This window comes from Halanaerobacter jeridensis, from assembly GCF_016908315.1.
Lineage (GTDB): Bacteria > Bacillota > Halanaerobiia > Halobacteroidales > Halobacteroidaceae > Halanaerobacter > Halanaerobacter jeridensis.
Map to the genome: position 1 here is coordinate 42,099 of NZ_JAFBDQ010000005.1, position 20,451 is coordinate 62,549.

Here is a 20,451-nt window from a genome sequence, read left to right on the forward strand (position 1 = left end):
TTTTTAAGATTTTGATTTTATGGTTTTGACTCATTACTGATTACTCTTTACTATAAAGTTTCATTTTCACTGAAACTTTATATAGGTACGCCGCGCAACTCCCCTCCTGCGAGACCATACATGGGCCCAGAGGATGTGATGGAGTACATTTTGTCCCAAATAACTCACAATCAGTTGGCTTTTTTATTCCCATCAACACCTCTCCACAACTACACCCCGACTGTTTTGCTACTTTACCAGTTGCAGAAGCAAAATCAAATTTATTCTCAGCAGCAAATTCTTGATATTCCGGCCTTAATTCTAACCCTGAATTAGTTATCTTTCCCAAACCACGCCACCGACTTACAGTAGAGGTGAAAACTTGCTCCATAATCTTTAAAGCCTTTGGATTTCCTTTCTGTTCGACAACTCTAGGATAGGCATTGACTACTTTAGCTTCCTGTCTTACAATCATCTCCATAATTTGCTCTAAAGCAAAGAGAATATCACCTACTTCAAAACCAGCTACAACAGCAGGTAAATCATATTCTTTAGCCAAAAACTGAAAAGGTTCTACTCCAATGATACTAGCTACATGCCCCGGACACAAAAAGCCATCTATATCTAAGTACTGATTTAAAACTAACTCTTCCATCACCGGCGGCATTGTTTTGAGAGCTTGTAACAAAGAATAGTTAGTCAGATTCTTTTTTTGCGCGTCTAAAATACTTAACGCAATCACAGGCGCAGTAGTTTCAAAACCAACAGCTAAAAATACAACTTCTTGTTCAGGATTATTTTCAGCAATCTTGACAGCATCTAGCGGTGAATATACTGTTTTAACATTTGGCCCCTGGGCTTGTTCTAATTCCAAAGTACTGTTACTACCCGGCACTTTTAAAAAATCAGCAAAAGTTGCTACCATTACTCCTTCTTGCTGAGCCAAACTAATAGCAGTATCTATATAACTAAACGGCGTTACACAAATTGGGCAGCCTGGACCTGTCAATAATTCTACATTAGACGGCAGTAGTTCCCGCAGCCCAATCTTCGAGATAGCCTGCGTATGAGTACCGCAAACTTCCATTATTTTAATCTTTCCTTTAACTACTGTGAATTCTTGCTGCAATTTTTCTAAGAGTTTACTGTTTATCTTTGCAGCCCTAAATTGTTCTAAGTAATTCATCTTTCTTCCCCCGCATCTTGGGCCAAATCTCTAAAAGCAGCTAAAGTTTCCTGGGCTGCAGATTGATTTAACTTTTGAATCGCACATCCCGAATGAAGCAGCACATAGTCTCCTACCTCTACTTCCGAAATCAAAGTAATATTGACTGTCTTTCTAACTCCTTTTACTGCTCCTACAGCCTCTGTATCATTAACAATTTCTATAACTTTAACCGGCACAGCAATACACATTACAAATGACCCCTCTCTTGATAATTAGCTACTGCTAATTGTCCTACTGCTAAGCCCTCATCAGTACAAGGAATCTTATGAGGTAGATGAACTTTAAATCCCCCAGCTGTTAACTTGCGATAAACCTCAATCAATAAGATCTGATTCTGCCATACCCCTCCACTTAATACTACATGATCTAATTTGAATTGTAGTCGCAATATCTCACATAACCTAACACTAAAATTAATCACTGTATTATGAAATTTACGAGCAATCATACCTGCATCTACTCCCGCTCTTAAATCAGCAGCAATTTCTTTTATCAAAGTGGTAATCAAAATCTGATACTGACCTGCTCTCTTGCTGATTTGATAATTATAACTATCATTATTATTAACAGTTTGAGCTGCAGTTTCTAACTTAAGAGCAGCCTGCCCTTGATAACTCCTTTTTAAACACAATCCTAATAGAGCTGCTACTGCCGCAAATAATCGTCCAAGACTAGAAGTAAGAGGACAATTAATATCTTGTTCTAACATTTGCTCTACTGCAGCTAATTTATCAGGCTTTATTTGAGACATATTTTGAGTAAAGATTTCAGTTACTTCTATTCCCGCCTGGTGGAGATAACTAACTGCCATCCGCCATGGTTCCTTAACTGCTTGATCTCCGCCGGGTTGAGCTACATACTGCAAATGACCTACACGCATAAAATCACTATAATCACAAATAAAAAACTCCCCCCCACAAGTGACCATCAGTTCCTAAACCTACTCCATCAAAAGCAATTCCAATCACCGGTTGTTGGAGTTGATGTTCAACCATAGAACTGACTAAATGGGCATGATGATGCTGCACTGCTATCTTCTCACCTGGTAATTGCTGAGCATAATGAGTAGAATAATAACCCTCATGTAAATCATGAACAATTAACTCCGGTTCTATATCATACAACTGCTCTAAATGTTCAATATTATCTTGATAACGTTGGTAAGTCTCTAAGTTACTTAGACTGCCTGTGTACTGACTTACAAAAGCAAATTCTCCTTTGCTGAGACAGAATGTATTCTTTAAATCTCCTCCACAGGCCAAAGTAGCTACCTCTGAGCTTACTTTAATCACTTGTGGTGCAAAACCACGGCCGTGTCTAATTACTCGTTCATGACCAAGGGCTACATTGGTTACTGCATCATCTACCGGCACCTCTATCTTGCGATTATGTAATAAACAGTAGTCAGCTACTGCAGTTAATTCTTCTCCTGCTCTTTGATTAGTATATTCTAACGGTAGTCCACTTAAATTTCCACTTGTCGCTACTAATACATCAAGTCCATGGGCCAATGACCTACCTGAAGGGCAAGCCCGTTCAGGTTTCTTCATTCATTGAAACGAGCCTAATCTGAACCTACCGTAAATGGCAAGACAAATCAGGTCTTACAGTTTCTAGACCAGCCAAAAGACTGGTTGAGGCAACTTACAACGCCTCCAGAAGCTTGATTTCCCGTCAGCCCGACGGTAAATATGTTTTTTATGAGCTTCACGAAAAGTCCGTTAGGACTTGTAGGATGTGGACTAACCTGCTAACAGTTTCTTTCCTTCTTGGAGGATATTCAAACTTGCGTTAAGGTCACGATCATGTTCAGCACCACATTCACAGGTCCAGTTTCTTACAGATAGATCTTTAACATTTGGATTTTTAGTTCCACATTCGTTGCAAGTTTGAGAACTTGCGAAAAATCTATCTACCTTTTGAATGATACAATTATACCAGTCACCTTTATATTCTAGCATATCTGTAAATTTGCCCCAAGATACATCTGTTATATGTTTGCCAAGTTTGCTGTTTTTGACCATACCTTCAATGTTTAAGTTTTCAAGACAGATAAATTGATTTTCTTTAACTAGTCTTGTACTTAATTTATGGAGGAAATCAGTTCGTACATTTTTGATCTTTTCATGTACTTTAGCAATCTTATGTTTGAGCTTTTGCCAGTTATTAGAACCTTCTTTTTTACGAGCTAATTGTTTTTGTAATCTGGCTAGTTTATTTTCATATTTAGAAAGATGTTTAGGATTTTCTATCTTTTCGCCCTCTGATGTAATAGCAAAATCTTTGAGACCTAGATCAATTCCTATCTGACCATCATTGGAATAATTAACTTCTACAACTTTAATTTTTTCAACATTGATAGAGATATAATACTTTCCTGTTCTTGATTTAGAGACTGTAACATTATTTAATTTACCTCCAATATTTTCTTCACTATAATTAGAAAATTTGATCCAAGAAACTTTAGGAAGTTTGATTTTATTTCCTTTGATTTCTATACTTTCAGTTCCGCTAGATCGTTTAAAATATTCGGTACGATATGATAGTCGAGAACCTTTCTTGCTTTTGAAATTAGGGAATCCTTTATCACCGTTAAAGAAATCTTGGAAAGCTTTATCTAGATCTCTAATTGATTGCTGCAAAGCTATAGAATCAGCATTTTTAAGCCATGAAGTTTCTTCCTGATTTTTAAGTTTAGGAAGATCTTTAATATATTGAGTTTTATTTGCATAGCCATTTTGTTTAGCTTTGTCTAAAAAATAATTATATACCCATCGGCTAGACCCTATAGTTTGGTTGATTATATCTTTTTGCTTTTGATTTGGATATATCCGACATTTATATCCCCGTTCGATAGGAACAAATCGCTTAATCATAATTTGACCTCATTCCCTATTTAAGGTTTTGATTTTTTATATAATTTCTAATAGTTTCAATATTAGCATTACCTACTGTATCTACAAAATATCCTTTGCTCCACAAAGAACCACAACGATCATAAAAAATCTTTAATTTAGGATGTTCCTTGAAAAGTTTAATTGCTGATATGCTTTTAATAGTTCTTACTATATCAGTAGGAGCAACTGTGGGTCTAGCAGATACAAAAATATGAATGTGATCTGGCATTACTTCTAACTCTAATATTTTATAGTTATATCTGTTACAAATATTAATGATAATATCTTTTAAAGATAAAGCTATATCGCCATTTAAAACTTCAAATCTGAATTTAGGACACCAAACTAAATGATATTTGATGGAATATTTACAATGGTTAGTAGAATTATATTCATTCATTTAAATCATACTTTTCTTTGATACTTCTACGCATTAAATCTAAATAGCTTAGTGTAGTCTCTTCTTCAACTGAATAAATACTAGCTAAATTTTCTAATTCCCGATCAAAAGGAATTGCAATATTAATTTTAGTATTATCTTTACTTGAAGACATTTTATTTGCTCCTTTAACACATATTATCCCACAATAGATTATATATTATGTGAATAGTTGTGTTCTTGACCCAAGGGCAAGCCCGTTGGGTTTTTTACACAAAAACAATAACTGTGGCCCACAATCAGGGCAGGCATTTGGCTGAGCATGAAAGCGCCTGCTAGTCGGATCTTGATATTCACTAAGGCAATCTTCACACATACTAAAATCAGACATAGTAGTTGACTCCCTGTCATATGGTATACTCTCAATAATTGAAAAGCGTGGGCCGCAGTTCGTGCAATTAATAAACGGATATCTATATCTTCTATCATCTCCATCTAATAATTCCTCTTGGCATTGTGAACATAAAGCTGCATCTGGAGTCACAAAGGTTAACTGTTCATTATCATCTGTACTATCTTTGATTTTAAAATGTTGATAATTCGTAGATTGCAGCTGGTTGATTATTATCTCTTCTATTTGGGCCAAGGTTGGCGGATTAGATTTAATTTGATTAATCAAATTAGTTACTCCCCGCAGCGAGCCCTGCACATCAATTTCTACCCCCTGCTGAGTATTATTAACTTCTCCTTGTACATCATAATGCTGAGCTAAATTATAAACAAAGGGTCTAAAGCCAACTCCTTGTACTATGCCCTTTACTATCACAAACTTACGAATTACTTGCTCATTCATTTTGCTTAATCCTTTCTTTTAAATAACTGCAAAATTCTTTTAATCCCTGCTGATTACTACAAGAAACAGGAAACACTCTTAACTCCGGCTGCAGAGATCTCAAATCAGATTCAACTTCGGAAAGAGAAAAATTGCTCTGCTCTAATAAATCCAACTTGTTGATGACTACTGCATCAGATTGCTGGAATAAAGCAGGATACTTAAGCGGTTTATCATTACCTTCTGGAACGCTAAGTACAGTAATTGTCATTGCCGTACCTAGAGCAAATGAAGCAGGGCAGACTAAGTTACCTACGTTTTCAATAATTAAACAATCTAACTGCTATAAATCCAATTTTTTTAATACCTGTTGAATTGATAATGCTTCTAAATGACACGCCCCCTGCGTATTAATTTGAATTACTTGACTACCATAACCCTCTAGTCGCTCGGCATCTCTTCTCGTATATAAATCCCCTTCAATTACTGCTAGATTAATCTCTTGACCTAATTCACTTAATAAATATTCTAATAAAGTCGTCTTACCACAGCCAGGAGAACCAACTATATCAAAAGCAAAAACATCTGCTTGCTCTAAAATGCTTTTATTTTCTTGTGCCCTTTGCTCATTTTTAGCTAATAAATTTTTCTCTACTTCTACTTTCATGCTGATTCCCCCTCAATGGTACTTAAATATAATTCATCCCCCGATAACAATTGTTGACAAAAACTATTACAATTAGGGCAATATTTATTTCGCTTCTTCACTTTAAACTGAGTCCCACAATTTTTACACTTAGCTTGAGCCGTGACCCACTCTATCTTCAATTCAGCCTCCTCCATTCCAGTACTAGCAGCAAAAGCAGAAAAGGCAAATCTTAATGCACTTTCTTCTATACAAGTTAGTTGGCCTATTTTTAATTCTACACTATTAATTTTTTCTAACTGCTGCTCAACTTTAGTCGCAGTTATAATTTCAAATACCCGAGCCATAATTGACATTTCATGCATCTTAATCACCCTTTATTTCCTATTAACATTTCAAACAATAATTTTTTCTATTCTCCATTATTAATTTTCAATTATCAATCAAAACGTAACCTTTTCTTCTATCTCTCCTTCAACATTAAGCACATGAGTAGCACAGGAAATACAAGGATCAAAAGAGCGAATAATCCGTCCTAAAATCGTAGTTAATAAATTAGCATTAGGAATTTTAGTTCCGACTAAAGCATTTTCTACTGGTTCCCGCCGGCCCAATTTATCTTTAGGAGAAAAATTCCAAACGGTAGGCGTTATAATTTGATAACTTGATACTTCTTCTCCTTCAATTTCTGCCTGATGCAATAGCGCTCCCCGCATCGCATCAGTAGTAGCTGTGACCTTAGTCTTAACTGGCTTTTCACTTTGACTAATTGGAGGTGGACCAGGTTCTAATTGAGCCAACCATTTCTCCATTAATTCTGCAATCTGCAGTGTTTCTCGTGAGCGGGCTACAATACGATCCATAGTTGAAGTCTTTAACGGATAGTCACCTCTGATAATTGCCCGCGCTAAAGGACCAGTTTCAAAAAAATCTCCGTCATACTACACAGATTTAGTCCAACTATAAGCTCCTGGTTTATCTGGAGCCGGCTCTAACTGACCATCTTCTTCTTCAAACCAAGAATTAGCTACTGTTTCTTCAATTTTATCCACATCAGGCTGGGCAAACTGCCGCCCGTTAATTACTCCCCTAGGCCAAAAATCATCTTGATTCTGTTCACCAAACTTAAATAAGCCACAAGAAATTAACCGCTTAGGAGTAACCCCAATCTTAAAATAATCATTATAAACTTGGGCCAACAATTCTGTATCTGGAATCAGTTTTTCTCTAATAAATTGCAAAATATTAGCTAATAATGCTTGAGCTCGATTAATCTTATCAGCAGTAGGAGCTACTGCTACACCACCTTGCACAAAACTATGTTGATGCGGTGCTTTCCCGCCAAATAAAGCTAATATCTCATGCGCTTCCTGCGCAACCTTGACAGCATCAAAGTAATGACCTACTAAGCGCTGATTATCTTTAGGCTTCAAACGCCCATCAACAAGATTTTGATTTTGCCACGGAGGCCGATTAGGAAACTCAACAAAATCAGGCAAGCTAAAAAAATAAAAATGGCGGATATGATTTTGTAAGAAATCAGCAACCAGCATAATATTTCTTAAATACTGAGCCCGCTGAGATAAAGTACTACCATATAACTCATCTAATAAATAACTACCCACTGCTCCATGGGCCAAAGAACAAATCCCACATACCCGCTGCGTCAGATATACAGCATCAGTTACTTTCCGGCCCTGCATAATTTTTTCATAACCTCTAAACATCGTACCTTTAGCATTAGCCTCTTTGATCCAACCATCATCTATAACTACCTTGACTGATAGTAATCCACTTAATCGCGTAACAGGACTAAAATTAATCGTCTGACTCATATTCTCTAACCCCCTTCTTTAATATAATAAAGATTGAGTTTAAGTCTAAGAATTAGGCTTTATCTTCTCTTTTGTCTTGACTGTTTATTCATTACTGTTTTCAGATAGCGGAGTAAAAAATGGCGTCGAACCATCGGGAAAATCGGGATTAGTACAGCCGATACAAGGAGTATTAGCTTCGACTGGCCAATTAACATTAATCCACTTCCGATAAGGGCAATCTGCTCTAGTTTTAGGCCCTACACATCCTTGACTGAACATACATTCAATCTCACCTAAATTTTCAGCAAAGTTACCATTATCAAAATAAGAGCGACGCTGACAATGGCGGTGAATAGTATAACCATAAAATAAAGTTGGTCGATTGCGGTTATCAAGTTCTGGCCGTCCATACATTAATAAATGCGCTAAAGTTCCAACAAACCAATCAGCATTCACCGGGCAACCACTGACATTAATAACTTCCCGGTCTAATACCTCACTGACTGCTACACTTTGACTGAGATTAGGTCGAGCTGCACTAGGGCCACCGAAACTAGCACAAGTTCCTAGTGCTACTACATATTTAGCCAAGCCACCTAACCACTTTACTGCTTCTAAAGCACTAACTTCTCCTTGGGAAGTAATGAAGACAACATTGTACTCTTCTTGTAAAGGAATTGCTCCTTCTACTACTAAAGTAAATTGACCGGCTTTTTTATTAGCAGCAGCTTTGAGATTATTAACCGCATCTTGGCCCTGGGCAGCCATAAAAGTATTACTGTATAACAAATCAATTGTTTCCTCCAAAAATCGGTCTAAATAGGGATATGTTGTATTCATGATTGAAATATTATTATCACAACTACAATTTGTTTCTAACCAAATTACAGGTAATTTTTCAGTTTGAGAATCATGATAACTACTTACTTCTGCTAAGATTTTATGAGTTAAAGAACTATGCCCTTTATTACCTTGGTAAGGAGAATAATTCTGACAAAGATTGATAAACTCATTTCGCTTCACAAATATACCTCCCCTTTTTATGTCTCTAATAATATTATGTTTTCAAATTATCTATTATTAAAATTATTTATACTCTATTTTAGTAACGAAAGAACATTTATCTAATATGCTGTATTAAAAAGCTTATGGGGGGAGTCTAACTTGAAAAGTATAAAAACAATATTCAAAAATATGAAGACAAATATAATACATATAGCAATTCTACAATTAACTCTGACTGCTTAATCAATTGTTTATCACTATTAATTGATTATAGTCTTAAAAAACGAAAATTTTCCAAGCAAAAATAAAAGAGACAAAAAATATTAACTTTATTTATTAATTGACGCTAGCAATGTATAATTAATTCAACTTATTAATAAATATTAACTATGGAAAAAATCAATTATAAAGTTACAATTATAGGACTTGGTAATATCTTAATGTCAGATGATGGTTTAGGAGCAACTGTAATTAAACAATTAAAGCAAGAAACCTGGAGTAGAGAAATTTTAATTGTAGACTGCGGTACTTGTCCCCTAGTTTATCTTGAACAATTGAGTACATCGCAGCACGTAATTGTAATTGATGCTATTAAAAAAGGTAAACCGGCTGGGACCATTTATCACTTTAATTTAGCAAAACACAGATCAAAAAATAGACTTAAAAGAACCACTCATAATTATTCTTTACCTCAAGTTATTGCCTTAGCTCGCGAAATTAACAATTTACCTCACACAGTAATCTATTATGGCATTGAACCTGCTAATCTAAATTTAGGAACAGAACTTTCTCATCCACTAAGACAGTCTATCCCCAAATTAATTAGACTGATTAAAAAACAAATCAATCAGTTAAGCAAAAAATAATCCAGGAGCAGCTCAAGGCTACTCCTGGATTATGCTAGTTATTATGAACTTTTAAAATTACAAAAAATTAAAAAAGCTCTGGGGAAATTCCCCAGAGCTTTGTAAGGTCGCAATTTATGTTAGTTAGAGCTTATTTACAGCTTAACAACATCTTCAGCTTGCAATCCACGATCGCCTTCTACTACTTCAAATTCTACCTCTTGATCTTCTTCTAAAGTTTTGTAACCTTCTTCTTCAATTGCAGAAAAGTGAACGAATACGTCATCTCCTGCTTCTCTTTCGATAAATCCATAACCTTTTTTCCCGTCAAACCATTTTACATTACCTTGTTCTTTCATTATAAAATTCCTCCTAAGTTTTTTAAAACAGTTGATAAGAAGTTTTTTTATCAACCTAAATAAATAATAGCACAGGATTAGCTATTTGTCAAAGGATTTATTCATTAATTATAAATTATTACAACTGCTATAATAATAATTACTTAATTTTCACCATCAGCCAACCATCTCTCTCCTGTTAACTTAATACCTAATGCTCCTAGAGGTGAAGTTACTACAATCGATAAGACTGCTAATGCTAAAATTAATTCCCCCGACTCAACTCCTGCAGCTAACGGTACTGCCCCTACAGCAGCCTGTACTGTTGCTTTAGGTAGATAAGCGATCACACAAAATAATCTCTCTTTCCACTCTAAATTAGTATTAATTAATGAAATTAAAACCCCAATCGATCTAGCTAAAAGACCAACCGCAATAATTACTAGCCCGACTAAGCCTGATTGTAAAGCCACCTCAATATTAACCTCAGCACCAATTAACACAAATAATAATAATTCAGCAAACACCCAGATTTTATTAAACTTAGCCGCTAACCTCTGCCCTACTTCCTTATATTTTTCCATAATTACAAAACCAATTGTCATTACTCCCAATAAACTAGCAATTGATATAATTCCTTCGAGCGCTTCTTTAGATACATCCAGAAATATAGCCACACTTAAAATCAACAATACCTTTTTAGTATCACGCATATGATACTTTTTAAACAAATAAATCAAGAATAAAGCTACCACAACTCCAATTGCTACTCCTAGGATAATTGAAATCGGAATATTTAAAAGTTTCCAAGTTAAATTAACACTCTGTCCCCCATAAAATCCTAGAAAAGTAGAAAATAGAGTAATTGCGACTATATCATCGATTGATGCTCCCGCTAAAACTAAAGTTGGAATCCCCTTAGCTGCTCCTTTACCCCGATCAATCAAATTTAACATTTGAGGAACTATTACAGCAGGAGATACAGCAGCAATAATAAAAGCTAAAATTCCTGCTTCAATTAACGAGATATCTAATAAATAATTAGCCACAAACAAAATCGTAAAACCTTCCATTAGCCCCGGAATAAAACTCATCTTAACTGCAGGAACTCCTATTTTCTTTAGCGTTTCTTTCTTTAAGCCTAGTCCGGCTCGAATTAAAATAATAATCAAGGCTATTTTTCTTAAATCCGGCGAAACCTGCAGTAATTCTTGACTCATTACATCAAAACCATACGGACCAATTGCTACTCCCAAAATCAACATTCCTAATAACCCTGGTAAACTAACATGGTCAAAAGCCTTATTAAGTATTAGACCAAACAAAATTATAATTGCTAAACTTAACGCCATTTTTTATCCCACTCCCTTTTCTATATAAGTAAGACAGTTAAAGTTAAAAGAATCTTTGCTAAAGATATTTTCTTTTAAAAGAGAATATCTCTATAAGACCATTCCTGCCCCACACTATTAAAGTAAGATTACCTTAGATGTAGATGAAATTTTTTCGCAGCGACTTTAAATCTAGTTTGCAATAAGTCTTAACGCAGAATAATAAAAAATCATTTTATCTACATCTGGAAAGCTACACTTTATATAAAAAAGACCCCTACTCGCTGAGAAGATAAAGTAATCCCCAAGCAAGTAGGAGCCATCAATTGCTATATTTAGCAATAGTTAAAGGCGAGCTCCATCGCCTACCATTTAATTTTAGCAGATTAATTATAAGATTGCAATCAAAATTTGTAGACTAATTATTTTACTGCCTTTTTTCACCTTTTACATTTCCCCAACATACCATCTAACAAAGGATTAGTTCGTACCCCAGTATCTCTAGAATACGGCATGACAGATATTCTAGTTCCCGGCACAGCAAATGGATCTTCAGGAATAACTTTTGTTCCACTCCAGGTTGATTGCTCCCCAGAAAAAGTTGATTCTTCTAAAATAATAGAATAACTCCGCCCTTCGCCAGTACCAATGCCAATTCCCACTCCAGCTACATAAGAATCAAACTGCCCATCAAATATTGATTCTGGAGCCGGCAAACCAGTAGCACCAACAGTCAGAGCATAGCTGTTTTCTGCTAATTTCTGCACTAAAACAACACCACCTCGTCGAGCAGGCACAGGTCTCAAATATTCAGGTGCAGTCAGTATCACAACACATTTTTCCGGTACGATTGCTTCTGTAGGTATACATATCTTTTCTCCCACAGAAATTTGGTTAGGATTTTCTATTTGAGGATTAGCAGCAATTAAATTATCTACCGTAATTCCATATCTTTGGGCTATTTCATATAAAGTATCTCCTGCTTGGACAGTATAAGTTTTCCCTACACAATCAGTTGTTTGATCGGCTGAATACTGATTTTCTACTAACACAAAAGAGCCCGGCACAAAAGCAACTGAATCATAAGGCACAATTCCTACTATTTTTGTATTAGACAAATTTATTCCACCTAAAGCCAAACTCCAGGTTGGTTCTTGATTTCCCACAGCAGTCTGCTTTAATTCAGAGTAAAAAGTTCCTCCGCGTTCTCGACTAAAAAATCTAGTCATGACTGCATAGGAATCAAAATCAAGCTGAGATTCTAGCAATTCTGGTTCCGGCAGCCCAGCAGCAAAAACAGTCACATCATAACTATCTTCTGTTAGCTGCTGTAGTAAAATCACTCCTCCAGCTCGGTTTGAAACTGAAGGATATTCAGTATTTTGAGGTCGAGTTAGTACTGTTGACCATTTTTCACTTCCCTCAATTTCTTCAATTGGAATACAGATTACCTGACCAACAAAAATAAAATTAGGATTTTCTATCTGCGGGTTAGCAGCCAGTAAATCATCTACTGCAACTTCATATTTCTGAGCTATCTTGTTTAAAGTATCGCCCGGCTGCACAGTATATCTAGTCCCTGGACAATCATTCATATAATTCCTGCTTATAATATAAAATCCTATGCATAATGCATAGACCACAATCATACAAGATTAGATTGTGTTAGCTATAATCCTATGCACAGTTTTTCTTATAAGCAGGATTTTCACCACCTTTCTTTTTGTTTGAATTAAAATTTTTACTAAAAGTCAATTTATCTAACCTTTAATCAGGTCATAATCCTAAAATTCCTCCGCTATCTTGCCAGATAATAAAATTTCTGCTCCTGATATCTCATCCGGTTGATAATATGGTCTAATATTGACCTCCGCTCCCTGCACACTATATGGCAATTCCGGAGGTAAAATTACTGTTCCTGCCCAGATTGAACCCTGGACTGGAGTAACAACTCGTTCTAAAACAGCATAATAAGAAAGCTGCTGTTCAAACCCAAGTTGAATATTGATCGTAGCTAAATAGCTATCATACTCTAACTCATCACCTATAACCTCAGGCACAGGCGGTATCCCCACTGCACCAAATGTTACAACATATCCTCTGTCAGGTGTATATTGAGCTAAAACTACTCCCCCAGTCCAAGGTGGAACAGGCTTAAAATAATCTGAAGCAGTCATTACTGCCGTATATTTTCTCGGTATAGAAGCTTCCGGCGGCAGCACAATCGTTTGACCTACAAAAATTTGGCTTGGATCTCCTATATCAGGATTTACAGCTAGTAATTGGTCCAAAGTCAAATTATATTTTTCTGCTACTTTACTTAAAGTATCTCCGGCTTGAATTCGATAAGTTGTTCCATATTCAGAATAATCTTCCTCAATTAAAATATTTCCTTCTGATGTTCGACCAGTGGTCTGATGTAAAGCAAAAACCCTGATCAAATATTCCTCCGGATCTATCGTACCTAAAGTTCCTGACCAAACTGGTTGCAGAGAACCACCAGCTGTTCGGGTAGTTTTTTTCAAAACTTTAGTATATCTATAGTTTCCAATTTCCGGAGGAGAATCATATTCATTCATCCTAGTTACTAAAGTCACATAAGAATCAAAATTTCCTAACTCTTCTAAACTAGGCAGCCCTGTAGCAAATATGACTGCCTCATAAGCATCATCATCTATCTGCTGTAACAACATTGTTCCGCCTAAATCATAGGGGATAGGAAGATTATTTTCTTCAAGAGTAGGCAACATTGGCGGCAGCAGTAATACCGCTTCTTTTATAAACTCATCACCCCCATTGGCAGTAGGAATACAGAGTTTCTGCCCTACATCAATCTGACTAGAACCTCCCAACTGTGGATTAGCTGCATACAAACTTTCTAGGGTAATTCCATATCTTTGAGCAATTTTATATAATGTATCTCCTGCTCTCACAAGTATAACTTCTCCTTTACACTTTCTGCCGTCACTCATTTCAATCACCTCTAACTAGTAGTTTATATTATTATATGCCTGATAAAATATTTTGGTTATTGCATTGATAGGCAGAAACTGCTAATAGGCTCCCCACTGAGCTGAATAACAACAGTTTAGAAACAATTTGATATTATTTCTAAACTGTGATGAAAGTAAAAACTACTTATTTATCATTTTTAAATTTATAAATTTCGGATGATCTTCTGCCTATCAGCAGTTCCACTTAAGATAACATCACCTCTAGATTTAGTTATCTTATTAACCGGAAACACGTTTAATCTACTATTTTGAGGCTCCACAGACTGATTATTGGAAATCACAACTACTCCCGCCCAAGTTGGTTCTTGGTTGCTGGAAGTAGTCTTTTTCAGAATACTAGTATATTCTTCCCCAGCAATTTCGACTACAGCTAAATAATCATTAAACTCAGCAGTTTCCAATTCTTCCGGAGCAGGCACTCCAGTAACAACAAAGGTTGCAGCATAATTATTCTCCTCTAATTTATCCAGCAAAGCTACTCCACCAGCTAAAGAAGACAATTCTCTACCTGCAGGAGGAGCTAATACTACAGCCCATTTGCTCAGCGGAACAACTCCTTCTGGAATACAAAGCGGCTGCCCAATATAAAGTTGACTAGGGTCTTCTAACTGTGGATTAGCTGTAAGTAACATTTCAACTGAAATATTAAGTTTCTGAGCTATCTGATAAAGCGTATCTTCTGGTTGAATAACATAACTTATTCCTTCACAGCTATGCTTTAGTTCATCTTTAATTACTCTACCTACTAATAAAGAATCAGACATTACCCTTTCAACTTGATTATAGAGCTTAATGGCTATTTTGCTTTTAAATACAGCAAACGGATTATCCGGAATGACTATTGTTCCCACTAAAATCGGCTTCTCAATAGTAATTGTTCCGCTCTGAATAAAATAACTAAATTCTTCTATCACAATCTCTAAATTAGCAAAATAACGTTCATCAGCAATATTTATCTCGCCTAAATAAGAATCAAACGCATCTCCTTTTAATTCTTGGGGAGCAGGTAACCTGGCACCAAAAAAAGTCACAACCGCTTTCCCATTTTCTAACTCCTGCACTAAAACCAATCCTTCAACTGTGCGAGCAATAAATTGAGAAATAGATGCTAAATATTCAGTATAAGTCATTAAAATTATATTTTTTTTAGGTACTACAGCTACACTTGGAATACAAATTATCTGACCAACAAAAATAAGATTAGGATTTTCTATTTGCGGATTAACAGCTAATAATTCCTCTAAAGTTACCCTATATTTTTGCGCTATCTGATTTAAAGTATAGCCCGCTTGAACAGTATAAGTTTCTCCTTTACAATTAACTTCTTGCTCACTCAAACCAACCACCTCAATTAATATGATATAGTACTCTCGGCTAAATTAGTTGCTTAATTCATAGTCTTGAGCCCAACTACTAACATTTTAAATATGAAAATTATTATAAATTTAGCCGAGAATCCTTATGATTTATTATATAATATATGTGCTTGAGATGATTATAGTAGAGAAAAGTGGTTTATTACCCGTTATAAATCTATTGGACCAAATAATTTTCTGCATAGTTTAGTTGTTTAAATGAAAATTATGTTGCTCATATCTTCTCTGTGACCAGAATAATTAATAGCTATTTTAAAAATTAATATTCTTTCTTCCACTAGAGAATAATATTCAAGTTCTATTTTAAACGCTCAAGAAATAATTAATACTACTTCACTAACCCTAGTTTTATATTATTTATCCGCTACACTGTATGGCATGATTGCCGCTTATATTTTAAATTTAATCTACCAAAAATGCGGTCCAGTGAATTAAATCTTAGTTTAACCTACACTTTATTTTTAATAAATTGCAGGTTTTTCACTGCTTATCAGCAATTTATTAGTTACAAGGACATTAATCTTTGTTTTTTATTTCGAATATAATTTTCGGTTAAAAGCAAAATATTATAGTTGCTATCTGTAATCATTTCATTTTTTGCTTTTAATGGTCTTGAATTTAATTATCTATTATCCATTATTACTTAAACCTGGAGGTGAAATTTTGCTTTACACACAAAAAGATTATATGAAATTTGCTTTAATTGTGAGCGATTATGAACAGAAAAAATATCCGCAGTCAAAATTAAGTTTGCACCTTTTAACTACTATCTTTCAGCATTCACTCAGGCAAGAAATAAATATTTTTTCCTGTAGCAAACAGCAGCGTGAAAATATAATCACCACTGCTTTTGATCATAATCAATACTATGAAAGCCGCGTTAAAAAGGCTAAGCAGGTGTTTTTAAATCAAGAATATCTCAACAAATTAACATCTCAAGTAGAAACCGAATTAGAACTTTGTCAAAAAAATAATATCAATTTTTTAGAATATGAAAGCAAAGATTATCCGGCACCACTGCAAGAAATTGCTACGCCACCTGTAGTCTTATTTTACCAGGGCCAACTCCCATCTGATGCCGCCCTGCAGCAATCCTTAGCCGTAGTAGGCTCGCGCGACTGTGAACAGTACGGTCAGAATATTGCCCATTCAGCCGGCAGAATCTTAAGTGAACACGGTTGGTGGAATATCAGCGGTTTAGCCGCTGGGTGTGACACGAATGGTCACTGGGGGTCACTAGAAGCCAACGGTTTAACCGGGGCAGTCTTGGCCCACGGCTTGGCAGCAGATATTTATCCCCCGGAAAATAAAGATTTAGCTGCAGAAATTATAAGTAGCGGCGGTTTTTTATTGTCCGAAGTTGCTCCTTCAACCTCCACAGCCCCCCACTTTTTCAAATGGCGGGATAGACTGCAGAGTGGGTTAACTAAAGGTATCTTTGTTGTAGAAACTGGCCGAACTGGAGGTACACTACACACAACTAACTATGCACTGCGGCAGGGAAAGCAAGTTTATGTCTGGGAACCGACTACGCCAAGTATTTTACCTGAAGAAAAAATTGAAGGTAATTTGATGTTAGTCGGCCTTAAAGAACCAAATGACAATTTTAAGATTAAATCACAACAGCGCTTAGATAAAATTAACTCCCTTTCTTGTCCTCGGGAGTTAATAGACGAGTTTGAAAGATTACAGCAAGAAGAATTAACGTTTCAGTTTTAGAATCTGTCAGCGTTCAGTTGTCAACCTTCAACGGTTAGACGAAGACTCTATGAGCTCTGAGCAGTGAGGCAGGAGTTGAAATATTACTAGTTGAAAGCTCTTAGTTGTCAGCTCTCAGCACTTAGAAGAAAAGATAGGATATTGAAGTTAAGAACATAAAGGCAAACTCTTTTTAAGACAAAGAAGCCATGCCCTTTCGGGCATGGCTTCTTTTAGCTAGTTCTTTTTTAGCTTTTAGCTGACTACTACTGATAGTTGACAGCTAATTACAGCTATTAAGTGCTGCTTTGTCTAATCTTCAGTACCTGAATTATTACATTCGGAATAATAAATCCTAGTGAAATAGCCGGCCACATTCCTAACGGAATAGCCGTAGTCTTTAAAACTGTCTGTAAAAACGGATTATAAATAGCTAGTATCTGTAATAGAAAACTAACTACAATCGACAAGATCAAATATGGATTTTCTAATACTGACTTGTCATATCCAGTTCCCTTTTGCCGTCGAACATTAAAGGCATGCAGCAACTGGGTAAAGGAGAACACAGCAAAACTAATGGTGCGACTTAACTCCACACTATATCCGCTGTTTAAGACTATTAAATAAGTAACCAAGGCTCCAGCAGCAATCAAACTACTGTGCAGCAAAATTTCTTTCTTAAAATCATCATGTAAAATCGGCTTATCAGGGTCACGCGGTGACCTGCTCATGACATTAGGTTCTGCTACTTCCCATCCTAAAGATAAAGCTGGGAAGACATCAATTACTAGGTTTAACCATAAAATCTGTAACGCTAACATTGGAACAGGCACTTGTAGTACTATACCTAAGAAAATAAGAATAATTTTACTTAAGTTACTTGAAAAGAGATAGTACATAAACTTCTTAATATTATCAAAAATAATTCGCCCTTGCTTAATAGCACTAACAATTGTACTAAAGCTGTCATCAAGCAGGACTATATCTGCCGTATTCTTAGCTACAGAAGTACCGCGTTGGCCCATAGCTACTCCAATATCAGCTTTTTTCAAAGCTGGAGCATCATTAACGCCGTCACCAGTCATAGCCGTAATCTCATTATTTTGATTTAAAGCATCAATAATTTCTAATTTATTTTCCGGCGACACTCTCGTAAATACCGAATGAGTCTTAATTGCACTACTACGCTCTGCTGTCGTCATAGCATCAAATTCTTGCCCTGATAAATCAGAGTTGCTATCTTTGCTAATCCCAACTTTTTCAGCAATAGAAACAGCAGTATCGCGTTGATCACCAGTAATCATTTTAGTTTCAATTCCTGCTGCTTGCGCTTCTTGAATTGCATTAGCTGCTTCTTGCCGCGGGGGATCCATAATACCAGCTAATCCTGCAAAAACCAAACTAGATTCAATTGCTTCCTCAATTTCAGCTTCAGTTTCCGCCCTCACATCGGCTCGATAAGCAACAGCTAAGACACGCAGGCCATTTTGGGCCAAGGCTTGATTGCGCTCGGTTAGCTCATCAATCCTCTGTTCGGTTAGTTCTTTCTTTCCGTCAGTAGTTAATTCCTGATCACACATTTCTAAAACTACATCCGGCGCACCTTTAACAAAAATATAATCGCCGTCGGGAATCTCATAAGAGACAGCCATATATTTCAATTCCGAGCTAAAAGGAATCTCTTCTAAACGTTGATAATCATTATCTTCCATTTTTTCTTTATCATAACCAGCCTTGTGGGCAGCAGTTACTAATGCCCCTTCAGTTGGATCGCCTACTACTTTCCAAGCTCCTGTTTCATCTTGATTAATCGCAGCATTGCTGCATAAAGCTCCTGACTGTAAAAAGAGATCTAAATTCTTTTTCTCAGTTGCAGTTAACTGACTACCGTCTGCATCTTCAAACTCACCCTGCGGCTCATAGCCCGTGCCCGTTACATTTATCTCAGCATCAGGCAGTATAATCTGGCGTAAAGTCATTTGATTTTCAGTAATTGTACCTGTTTTATCAGTACAAATAGTAGTCGTTGAACCCAGTGTTTCTACTGCCGACAAACGCCTAACTAAGGCATTTTTATCTACCATTTTGTTCATGCCAATTGCTAAAGTGATAGTTGCTACAATTGGTAATCCCTCAGGCACAGAAGCAATTGCTAAGGCAATACCTGTTTTAATCATTTCTTTGATTGGCTGTCCGACCAAAATTCCAATCCCTGTCACAATCACTGCCACTACCAAAGTGATTTTAACTAAGGCTTTACCCATTGTATCCAATCTTTCTTCGAGCGGAGTTTCTTCTTGTTCAGTCTCTTGCAGCATGTCACTAATTTGGCCCATTTCAGTGTCAGTACCGGTTCCAGTTACCAGTACTTCCGCATTACCTCTGGTCACTGAAGTTCCCATATAGACCATATTCTCTCTTTCAGCTAAAGCTATCTCTTCATCAACCGTGAAATTATGGTCTTTCGCTACCGTCTCCGATTCTCCTGTTAAAAGTGATTCGTTAATCTGCAGTTTATCCGCATCAAGCAGTCGACCATCAGCCGCAACCCGGTCCCCTTCTTCAATTACTAAGATATCACCAGGGACTACTTCAGTTGCTTCAATTTCAATCGTTTTTCCGCCGCGGATTACTTTTGCAGTTGGTGAAATCACCTCTTTTAAAGCGGCAAGAGATTTTTCAGCTTTATACTCAGTAATAAATCCAAAGGCTCCATTAAATATAATAACTGCTAACACAGCCGCCCCTTCTATTACATCACCAATCGCAAAAGCAGCAATTGCAGCAACTAACAAAATTAATACAATTATATCTTTAAACTGCTCTAATAGTACTTCCCAAATTGAGACTTCACTTTTTTCTTCTAACTTATTTGGCCCATATTCTTTTAATTTTTGTTGAGCTTCACTACTGCTCAGACCAGTTTCTGTATCAACTGCGAAGTTCTCTATTAATTGCTCTAAATCCTGTTGATAATAATCTTCAGTAGATTTAGATATAATTAATCCCTCCTTAGTAATTAGTAATTAAACATTATTAAGGAAATATATCTTTTTATTATTTTCT

At 36.1% G+C, this 20,451-nt stretch carries 18 protein-coding genes, 2 pseudogenes and 1 riboswitch; of the genes and pseudogenes, 2 read left to right on the plus strand and 18 right to left on the minus strand.

Features of this window, described 5'->3' with window-relative positions; all coding sequences use genetic code 11:
* Positions 1-40: 40 nt before the first annotated feature.
* From hypD to JOC47_RS05860, 12 genes and pseudogenes are all read right to left on the minus strand, one after another.
* Positions 41-1,165, minus strand: coding sequence for a hydrogenase formation protein HypD (gene hypD, locus JOC47_RS05800; protein ID WP_204701121.1), 1,125 nt, complete (start codon positions 1,163-1,165; stop codon positions 41-43).
* Positions 1,162-1,395, minus strand: coding sequence for a HypC/HybG/HupF family hydrogenase formation chaperone (locus JOC47_RS05805; protein ID WP_204701122.1), 234 nt, complete (start codon positions 1,393-1,395; stop codon positions 1,162-1,164). The genes hypD and JOC47_RS05805 overlap by 4 nt, the downstream gene beginning before the upstream one ends.
* Positions 1,395-2,135 (minus strand): Kae1-like domain-containing protein, encoded by a 741-nt coding sequence (locus JOC47_RS05810; protein WP_204701123.1) that lies wholly within the window; start codon positions 2,133-2,135, stop codon positions 1,395-1,397. Before JOC47_RS05810 ends, JOC47_RS05805 begins: the two co-directional genes overlap by 1 nt.
* Complete coding sequence (locus JOC47_RS05815; protein WP_204701124.1) at positions 2,101-2,757, minus strand: Sua5/YciO/YrdC/YwlC family protein; 657 nt, start codon at positions 2,755-2,757, stop codon at positions 2,101-2,103. Before JOC47_RS05815 ends, JOC47_RS05810 begins: the two co-directional genes overlap by 35 nt.
* 192 nt (positions 2,758-2,949) lie before the next feature.
* On the minus strand, positions 2,950-4,083 hold the full coding sequence (gene tnpB, locus JOC47_RS05820) for an IS200/IS605 family element RNA-guided endonuclease TnpB (RefSeq protein WP_204701125.1): 1,134 nt from the start codon (positions 4,081-4,083) through the stop codon (positions 2,950-2,952).
* A 16-nt stretch (positions 4,084-4,099) separates the two neighbouring features.
* On the minus strand, positions 4,100-4,504 hold the full coding sequence (tnpA, locus tag JOC47_RS05825; RefSeq protein WP_204701126.1) for an IS200/IS605 family transposase: 405 nt from the start codon (positions 4,502-4,504) through the stop codon (positions 4,100-4,102).
* Complete coding sequence (locus JOC47_RS05830; RefSeq protein WP_204701127.1) at positions 4,497-4,658, minus strand: hypothetical protein; 162 nt, start codon at positions 4,656-4,658, stop codon at positions 4,497-4,499. Before JOC47_RS05830 ends, tnpA begins: the two co-directional genes overlap by 8 nt.
* Positions 4,659-4,703: 45 nt before the next feature.
* Positions 4,704-5,336, minus strand: a complete 633-nt coding sequence (locus tag JOC47_RS05835; RefSeq protein WP_204701128.1) for an acylphosphatase — start codon at positions 5,334-5,336, stop codon at positions 4,704-4,706.
* Positions 5,329-5,982: pseudogene (gene hypB, locus JOC47_RS15385) on the minus strand (hydrogenase nickel incorporation protein HypB). The gene JOC47_RS05835 and the pseudogene hypB overlap by 8 nt, the downstream one beginning before the upstream one ends.
* On the minus strand, positions 5,979-6,326 hold the full coding sequence (gene hypA, locus JOC47_RS05850) for a hydrogenase maturation nickel metallochaperone HypA (RefSeq protein ID WP_204701130.1): 348 nt from the start codon (positions 6,324-6,326) through the stop codon (positions 5,979-5,981). The pseudogene hypB and the gene hypA overlap by 4 nt, the downstream one beginning before the upstream one ends.
* Before the next feature lie 78 nt (positions 6,327-6,404).
* Positions 6,405-7,796: pseudogene (locus JOC47_RS05855) on the minus strand (nickel-dependent hydrogenase large subunit).
* A gap of 84 nt (positions 7,797-7,880) precedes the next feature.
* Complete coding sequence (locus JOC47_RS05860) at positions 7,881-8,801, minus strand: hydrogenase small subunit (protein WP_439109073.1); 921 nt, start codon at positions 8,799-8,801, stop codon at positions 7,881-7,883.
* Positions 8,802-9,172: 371 nt separating this feature from the next.
* Between JOC47_RS05860 and JOC47_RS05865 the strand changes: the two genes are divergently transcribed.
* Entirely contained in the window at positions 9,173-9,649 is a 477-nt protein-coding gene (locus tag JOC47_RS05865) for a hydrogenase maturation protease (protein ID WP_275579372.1), read from the plus strand.
* A gap of 134 nt (positions 9,650-9,783) precedes the next feature.
* On the opposite strand, the gene JOC47_RS05870 is transcribed toward JOC47_RS05865, so the two are convergent.
* From JOC47_RS05870 to JOC47_RS05890, 5 genes are all read right to left on the minus strand, one after another.
* On the minus strand, positions 9,784-9,987 hold the full coding sequence (locus JOC47_RS05870) for a cold-shock protein (protein ID WP_204701132.1): 204 nt from the start codon (positions 9,985-9,987) through the stop codon (positions 9,784-9,786).
* Between the two features lie 143 nt (positions 9,988-10,130).
* Positions 10,131-11,318, minus strand: coding sequence for a cation:proton antiporter domain-containing protein (locus JOC47_RS05875; RefSeq protein ID WP_204701133.1), 1,188 nt, complete (start codon positions 11,316-11,318; stop codon positions 10,131-10,133).
* Between the two features lie 285 nt (positions 11,319-11,603).
* Positions 11,604-11,672, minus strand: a riboswitch (Fluoride riboswitch).
* A 65-nt stretch (positions 11,673-11,737) separates the two neighbouring features.
* Complete coding sequence (locus JOC47_RS05880) at positions 11,738-12,892, minus strand: LysM peptidoglycan-binding domain-containing protein (protein ID WP_204701134.1); 1,155 nt, start codon at positions 12,890-12,892, stop codon at positions 11,738-11,740.
* A 189-nt stretch (positions 12,893-13,081) separates the two neighbouring features.
* Complete coding sequence (locus tag JOC47_RS05885) at positions 13,082-14,269, minus strand: LysM peptidoglycan-binding domain-containing protein (protein WP_204701135.1); 1,188 nt, start codon at positions 14,267-14,269, stop codon at positions 13,082-13,084.
* A gap of 185 nt (positions 14,270-14,454) precedes the next feature.
* Positions 14,455-15,648, minus strand: a complete 1,194-nt coding sequence (locus tag JOC47_RS05890; protein WP_204701136.1) for a YoqH family protein — start codon at positions 15,646-15,648, stop codon at positions 14,455-14,457.
* 702 nt (positions 15,649-16,350) lie between these two features.
* On the opposite strand from JOC47_RS05890, the gene JOC47_RS05895 reads away from it, so the two are divergent.
* The gene (locus JOC47_RS05895) at positions 16,351-17,406 is read left to right on the plus strand and encodes a DNA-processing protein DprA (protein WP_204701137.1); all 1,056 of its coding nucleotides are present in this window, start codon (positions 16,351-16,353) and stop codon (positions 17,404-17,406) included.
* 275 nt (positions 17,407-17,681) lie between these two features.
* Here JOC47_RS05895 and JOC47_RS05900 read toward each other — a convergent pair whose 3' ends face one another.
* Positions 17,682-20,405, minus strand: coding sequence for an HAD-IC family P-type ATPase (locus JOC47_RS05900; protein WP_204701309.1), 2,724 nt, complete (start codon positions 20,403-20,405; stop codon positions 17,682-17,684).
* Between the last annotated feature and the right edge of the window lie 46 nt (positions 20,406-20,451).